The sequence below is a fragment of the Acinetobacter guillouiae CIP 63.46 genome, from assembly GCF_000368145.1.
GTDB classification, from domain to species: Bacteria; Pseudomonadota; Gammaproteobacteria; order Pseudomonadales; family Moraxellaceae; genus Acinetobacter; species Acinetobacter guillouiae.
Genome location: NZ_KB849290.1, coordinates 62,265 through 68,264, shown reverse-complemented (window position 1 = coordinate 68,264; position 6,000 = coordinate 62,265). Strand labels below are relative to the sequence as shown.

Here is a 6,000-nt window from a genome sequence, read left to right as displayed (position 1 = left end):
ACTGTTGAACCTGGTTCAGCTGTACCTGTAATTGGATCTGTTCCATTGATTGGATCTACTACAGGAGCTGCTGGTGGAATAGCATCTACAACGACTACTGTTGGTAATGAATTATTCCCTGCTGGATCTGTTGTAATTACCTTAACTTCATCACCATCTTTTAAACCAGGATTTGGCACTGTCCAAGTTCCATCTGGACCTGCAATAACTGTTGTTTTTGTACCATCGGGATAAGTGACTGTGACTGTTGAACCTGGTTCAGCTGTACCTGTAATTGGATCTTTCCCATTGATTGGATCAACTATAGGGGCTGCGGGTGGAGTAGTATCAGGTTTTACTGAGGATTTACCATCACCATCATTATCATTTGCCCACCACAAAATTCCTGCAGCAGTTAATGGTACCGATAGCCATGCCCATGGCGAGGCTGCCCCATCATGATAAAGTAATGGTTCGATATCATCGATATAACTATATGTAATATTCTCTAATAGTGCTCCATTACTATCTGTAAATTGCACCCAAACTAATTTATGGTTACCATCTTCAAAAACCAAACTATTATCAGTTGAATAATTACCACCATTAAAGAAATCAACTATTACAATCTTTTCACCATTTTTTAAAGTAATAATTGCATTTCTACCATCCTGTCTTATTTCAGAAACATCTTCTTTATTCACCCTTATTAAAACTACGGATGCTTCTGAAAGTGAAACATTATCTTTTGTTGTAGTTTCTAAAATCTTATGACTTTCCTTAGAAACAACTTGTATTTCTGACATATTTTATGCCCCTTAAAGGATTTTATTTAAATGAATCCAATTTAAAGCTCTTAAATAAAAAGAGCCCAAACTATGGAATAAATTAGATAAAATAAAGGCAAACCTCAACACACAAATAAATTCTATACATGAATTTCATCACATAAAAAAATCAAAAACACAGTATGTTTTTTAATCAAAGCAATTAAATTAAATATATTATCTATTTTTCAATATCTTACATCAATTAAATGTCTAAAATATAATTATTACCCAGTTGTGTTTTAAAATACAAATAATAAAATTCACATTTTAAAATAATAAAAACATTCAAAAAAAATAGCTAAAAATTACTAATATTTATAATTCATATCTATATTAAAGAATCTACCTTTCACGCAACGCTTCTTTTACTTTATTAAATGGTTTTAGCAAATAATCTAGTATTGTTTTCTCACCAGTACGAATATCCACACTAGCCACCATACCAGGGGTTATTGCAAATGATTTTTTATACTTATTATAAAGCTTATCAGAATCCGTACGAATATATACTCTATAATAAAATTGATCTTGTTTTACCTCGTCCCGAATAGTATCTGGAGATATCACTGTCACTTTACCTTTTAATCCACCATAAATTGAATAATCATATGCCGTGACTTTTACTAGTGCTTCTTGCCCTGGATGAATAAAAGCGATATCACGTGGCAAGATCCGAGCTTCAATCAAAAGCTTTTCATCAATTGGAACTATCGTCATAAACTTGCCATTTTGTGGTATGACACCACCTTGAGTTGTCACCGAAATTTCTTTCACTACACCACGTACTGGTGCCCTAAAAATTGTTCGATCTAAACTATCAGTTCTCCCCATAACCACTTGTTGCTGAGTTTGGATATCCATATTGGCTTTAGCTAATTCTTCCCGAGCTTTCACATAATATTGATTACGAACATCATTCATTTTATTTTGTAAATCATTTGCTGAACGACGCAAACGTAAAACTTCAACTTCACTAGCCGCTCCTTTAGCAACCAATGGCTCAGTCATAGTTAATTCCTGCTGTACCAACTGTAACGCCTCTTTATACCCTTTCAAAGTCTGCTCTACATCCTCCCGTCTCGACTGATATAAAGCCGTTTCCTCACTCACCAACTGTGAATCTGTTGCAACAATCTTAGGGAAAACTAATGGTGTTCCATTTACTTCTGCACGTAAACGAGCTGCTGTTGCCTGGGCTGCAACAAGTAGAGATTTGGATTCACCAACATTTGATGCAAAACGAGTGGAATCTAACTGTGCGAGTACTTCACCCTTCTCAACGATATCACCTTCTTGTACATTTAATTTGGTGAGAATCCCTCCTTCCAAAGACTGAATTACCTGTTCTTTAGATGAAGGAATAACTTTTCCCACCCCAGTAGATACTTCCTCAAGTTTAAATATCCATGCCCAAGTACAGAAAACTAGAAAACCAATACCTACAATCCAAATAACTAAGCTGACACTAGGTAAAGGTGGCTCGGTATATGAAACATTCATTGAACGATCTTTTTCTTGTTGCTCGCTCATGAATTATCCCCTTGTTTAATATTGTTTTGTTGAGCAATAGATTGACTTAATATCTGATCTCTTGGCCCATCCATTACAATTTTTCCATCATTAACGACAATAATACGATCAACCAGTTCTAATACAGCTCGGCGATGTGTTGCAACAATGAGCGTCCTATGAGCTAGCCAACCTTTCAAATGATCAATCAGTTGTTTTTCTGCAACATCATCAATGGATGCTGTAGGTTCATCCAGCAATAATATATTAGGTTGACGAATCAATAATCGAGCCAATAAAAATGCTTGTCGTTGACCTCCAGAAAAACCAATCCCTCCTTCCAAAATCAGGTGATCTAATCCTTCCTTCTTTTCTTGAACAAAAGCGAGGGCCCCTGTAACAGTCAAGACATTTAATATGTCCGCATCCGTTGCTAAAGGTGAACCTAATGTCAAATTTTCACGAATTGTGCCATAGAACAAATACGCATTTTGATTGAGTAAACCCATATCACGTCGTACATCAGATGGATCTATTAAAGATAAGTCCAGGCCGTCAAGATGAACTGCACCTTGAGTTGGTTCCTGCATACCTGATAGTAATTGCAGCAAAGTTGACTTCCCCGCACCATTACGACCTAATATTGCGATTTTTTCGCCTGTACGAATTTTCAAATGACGAATCATAAGGCTCGGTTTAGGATCGTCATCTCCATATTGAAACAAAACATTCTTTAATTCATAGTCTCCATTTAAAACAGGTTTGTGAACTAAATGAGAATGCTCTGCTTGATCAATAGGTCGCTTCATCAACTCATCTAAACTTTGTTTCGCTATTTTAGCTTGCTGTAAACGCCCTAGTATTCCTGTAATTTGGGCAATTGGAGCCAGCATTCGTGATGATAAAATTGAACAGGCAACCAGAGCACCAGTTGTCATTTCACCATCGATCACAGCAAAACAGCCAACTAAAACAACCATAGCGTATGTCAGACCCTGAAGTTTTTGTGTCCAGGCCATCAAAGTACCCACAATTTTACGTTGTTTCATCCCAATATCAGCTGAAATTTCATTCATATGGTTCCACTGATTTTGGAAACGAGACTCCGCCCTCAATAACTTGATATCTTCTATCCCTTGGACAACTTCTACTAATATTGCATTACGAATAGCAGATTCACGCATCCCCTCTTGTGCCAGATGTGCCAATTTTTTCTGTACCAAAATAGCAGGTAAAATCATGAGTGGAATAACCAATAACATCACCCAAAATAAATTCCCCCCAATGAAGGCAAAAATGATCAAAAAAAGAAAAAAGAATGGGAAGTCAGCAATCGCGCCAATTGTGGTAGAAGTAATAAGCTCTCTAACACCTTCAAGTTCGCGAATTTGAGATATAAAACTACCTGTCGATTTTGAACGATCTTTATTTTTAATTCTTAGAGCGTGTCCCAGAACGCGATCTGAAATACGCAAATCTGCTCGTTTTCCAATAATATCGGATAAATAAACACGAGATACACGTAATACGAATTCAAAGATTGCAGCAATTAATACCCCACCAGCTAACACCCACAATGTTGAAATAGATTGTGAAGGTACGACACGGTCATAAACTTGCATAGAAAAGACAATGGTTGCCAATGCCAATATGTTTGCAATCAAAGAGGCAAACATTATATCGATATACCGCTTCCAATCTTGTAAAGCAATCGACCAGAACCAATTTTCTTGATATGGCTTAATGTATTCATCAACACGGGCATCCGGAATTGAAGTCTCTGGCCGCAAAATATATGCATGCTTGATTTCATCTTTTAATAAATCTATATGAAAACTTTGTGATAAACCTTGATCACCACTGAATTGAATATTCACATTTCCCAACTTATCTGCTTTATCAATCACCCCCACTTGCCCATCATCAAATGCAACAATAACAGGTAAAAGCCATGGGTTTAAAAGCCCTACTGAAAAATCGGTTTTAAGTAAATTTAACCCAACCTGACGGGCAATCAATTGTAAAATATCGTCAAGATTTTGGTTTTGATTCCAATCCAATTGTAAGCGGATTCTTTCTTCTGATGGCTCAATTCGATAATACTTAGCAACACTAAGTATTGCCTTTAACCAAGGTTGATAATTAATTTTTGTTGTCATGGCTGGACTTCGAACCCCTGAATTGAAATATTGTTTAAGCCATAAACCTGTCTCGAACGGCCTGTCGCTGCAATATACTGAACGATACTGTTATAGATGTCATAACGTGCTGTTTCGAGTTCTGCATTTGCACTATGGATTGCTTGCTCGGCATTAAGTAAATCAACCAATGAACGTGTTCCAAGCTTATATTGTTCTTGGTATAGCTCTCTGGTCCGAACTGTAGTTTCTTGCCTATTTACTAAAACTTGTATCTGGCGCTGTTTATTTTCAATTTGTTCACGGTTCGTCCTAATCTGATTTAGAACATCTCGGTATACCGAGCTCACTTCTGATTTTGCAGCCTCTTCTGCATAACTCGCCATTTTTACTTGAGAAGAATTAGCCCCACCTTGGTAAAACTGACTAGTCGCTTCAAGCATAATTGAACTATAAAATCCATCATCTCTACCATTATTCGGATTACGACCATTTAAAGCTTGATTTAAAGAGCCTTTAACTGCAAAAGTTGGATAACGACTTAATCGAGTCTGATCTTTTTGAGCTTTTGCAACTTCCACTTTAGCGAGAGCTACAATCATTTTAGGAATGATATTAAATTGAGGTTCGCCATATAGATCCGATTGCATGACTAAATCATCTGGAATTATCCAAAGCTTATTAAAAATATCCACGCCTAAAAGTATTCGTAAATGTTGTTGATACTGGCGTAACAAAGACTGTTGAGCAATTAAACCTGATTGTGCTGACTCTAAATAAGATTGAGCTTGAATTGGATCAGCTTGACTACTGATTCCAGCATTGGCACGTAAATTTGCGATATCTTTAATTCGTTGAATACCAGCTATTTGTTGTTCTGCAATTTTATTCAACCGAAGATAACGCTGAATATTAATAATAGTTTGGGACGTATCTAAAGCGATATCATCTATACTGACTAAAACATTTGCTTGTTCAAGTTGTACCTTGGCTTGTGCTACTGAAACCCCAGACTTTATTTTTCCAAAATCATAAACCATCTGGGTTGCATTTAAACTGAGTAACTGGCGACCTCGCTCTCCAGTTGTTAAATCTCCTGTACTCACTCCTCCCGATAATTGTGGATAATAACCAGCTTTTGCAAAATCAACCCCTGAATTTTGTGCTGATAAGCTAGCAATCGCTTGAGAAATATCAGGATTTTGTTGAATTGAATAATAGATCGCATCAATTAAACCAATAGAATCATTTGATAAGGCATTAGGTATAGTTGAAAAAAAACCGTCATTCCCAATTTTTTGGAATTGACTTTGTTCTAATTGCAAATTACTTAATTTTTGTAAATTAACAAATTTATAATCCTGATTAGACTCAGGAGCCAAGAATTGAGAAAGTTTATTCTTTAAATTATTCTCTGGTTTTGTTAATACTATTTCTGCCTTTGTCATCGATACAGTAAAAACGATACAGAGAAATATAAAAAAATTAGTCGTTGATCTGATTATAAATAGAAACTGCTTTTGGTAAAAAAAAACATTACTCAT

At 36.0% G+C, this 6,000-nt stretch carries 3 protein-coding genes and 1 pseudogene; all 4 read right to left on the bottom strand.

The features are described from left to right. On the bottom strand, positions 1–785 hold a 785-nt coding region (locus F981_RS24455; RefSeq protein WP_004726571.1), incomplete at its 3' end, for a BapA/Bap/LapF family prefix-like domain-containing protein. A 366-nt stretch (positions 786–1,151) separates the two neighbouring features. After that, entirely contained in the window at positions 1,152–2,339 is a 1,188-nt protein-coding gene (locus tag F981_RS22530; RefSeq protein WP_004726569.1) for a beta-barrel domain-containing protein, read from the bottom strand. Beyond that, positions 2,336–4,477 (bottom strand): type I secretion system permease/ATPase, encoded by a 2,142-nt coding sequence (locus F981_RS22525; RefSeq protein WP_004726567.1) that lies wholly within the window; start codon positions 4,475–4,477, stop codon positions 2,336–2,338. The genes F981_RS22530 and F981_RS22525 overlap by 4 nt, the downstream gene beginning before the upstream one ends. Then, a pseudogene (locus F981_RS22520) lies at positions 4,474–5,868 on the bottom strand (TolC family protein); the annotation flags it as partial. The gene F981_RS22525 and the pseudogene F981_RS22520, both read right to left, overlap by 4 nt. Positions 5,869–6,000: the final 132 nt, after the last annotated feature.